Origin of the sequence: Bacillus sp. GMs2/2 (assembly GCF_050172095.1) — a bacterium.
Lineage (GTDB): Bacteria > Bacillota > Bacilli > Bacillales > Bacillaceae_G > Bacillus_A > Bacillus_A cereus.
In genome coordinates, this window is record NZ_JBNLYE010000734.1 from 1 (window position 1) to 1,098 (window position 1,098).

Consider the following 1,098-nt stretch of genomic DNA (forward strand, 5'->3'; position numbering starts at 1 on the left):
GTTAAACAATAAATTTCATGTTAAATTAATAAGATATTAAATAAATGAGGTGCTTTTTATGAAACAAGGATCCACACTCTTTTTAAAGACCGTTGTAATTCTAATCGGAATCCCCGTTCTTGCTATGTGCATTTTTTTAGTCCCTAAAATAGGAAATTTTGCCGCAGAATTATATCCAGATATTGCATATATTAAATATCTTGTATTTATCAATTTATACGCAACAGCACTACCTTATTACTTCGCACTGTACCAAACATTTAAGCTTTTAAACTATATTGATAAAAATAACGCATTCTCAGAGCTATCTGTTCAAGCTTTAAAAAATATTAAGTACAGCGCATTGGCAATTAGTGTATTATATGTATTAGGTATGCCACTTTTTTATCTCGTGGCAGAGAGAGATGATGCCCCTGGCATTATTATTATCGGAATGATTATGATTTTTTCTTCAATGGTAATCGCGGTCTTTGCTGCCGTTCTCCAAAGACTATTAAAAGATGCTATAGATATAAAATCAGAAAATGATTTAACGGTCTGAGGTGAATAATATGGCAATTATTATTAATATTGATGTAATGTTAGCAAAAAGAAAAATGAGTGTAACAGAACTTTCGGAGAAGGTTGGAATTACAATGGCTAACCTTTCTATCTTGAAAAATGGAAAAGCAAAAGCAGTCCGTTTTTCAACTTTAGAAGCAATATGTAAAGCATTAGAATGCCAACCGGGGGATATTTTAGAATATCAACCTGAAGATACCGAGTAAAAAGAGTCCTTCATATGAGTAATGGGTTCAGTGTAGGAAGAGAAAAATGCTAATAACCATTAGGAATAACAAACTAAAACGCTCAGAAGATATTCAGAGCGTTTTTATTTCCTTCTTCAACTAAAGCACCAGTTAGTGTAAAAAGCTATTTCACCATTTGTATGGCTAACTTATCTTTTAACATTGACCTATATGAGTCAATTTCATATTTTGTATTATTGATTTTTTCTTTTTTCATTTTTAACATATCGAATATTTCTAATTCTAAATTCCTTCTAGCTTCAAGAACTTTTATCGCTCCTTCTACACCTGAATGGTTATGTTCTTTCCC

The 1,098-nt window shown here is 31.3% G+C and carries 2 protein-coding genes and 1 pseudogene; 2 read left to right on the top strand and 1 reads right to left on the bottom strand.

Annotation, left to right across the window (positions count from 1 at the left end; translation table 11 throughout):
- Nucleotides 1-58 precede the first annotated feature (58 nt).
- Both ACQGS6_RS29130 and ACQGS6_RS29135 read left to right on the top strand, forming a co-directional pair.
- Nucleotides 59-541 (top strand): DUF2975 domain-containing protein, encoded by a 483-nt coding sequence (locus tag ACQGS6_RS29130; RefSeq protein WP_000809124.1) that lies wholly within the window; start codon nt 59-61, stop codon nt 539-541.
- Nucleotides 542-551: 10 nt separating this feature from the next.
- Nucleotides 552-767: a helix-turn-helix domain-containing protein gene (locus ACQGS6_RS29135; RefSeq protein ID WP_000974619.1), complete on the top strand. Its 216-nt coding sequence runs from the start codon at nt 552-554 to the stop codon at nt 765-767.
- Nucleotides 768-912: 145 nt separating this feature from the next.
- Here ACQGS6_RS29135 and ACQGS6_RS29140 read toward each other — a convergent pair.
- A pseudogene (locus ACQGS6_RS29140) lies at nt 913-1,098 on the bottom strand (hypothetical protein); the annotation flags it as partial.

What these genes read in the sequence shown, in the direction of transcription:
- ACQGS6_RS29130 (WP_000809124.1), top strand. Translation starts at nt 59, where the DNA reads ATGAAACAAGGATCCACACTCTTTTTAAAGACCGTTGTAATTCTAATC.
- ACQGS6_RS29135 (WP_000974619.1), top strand. Translation starts at nt 552, where the DNA reads ATGGCAATTATTATTAATATTGATGTAATGTTAGCAAAAAGAAAAATG.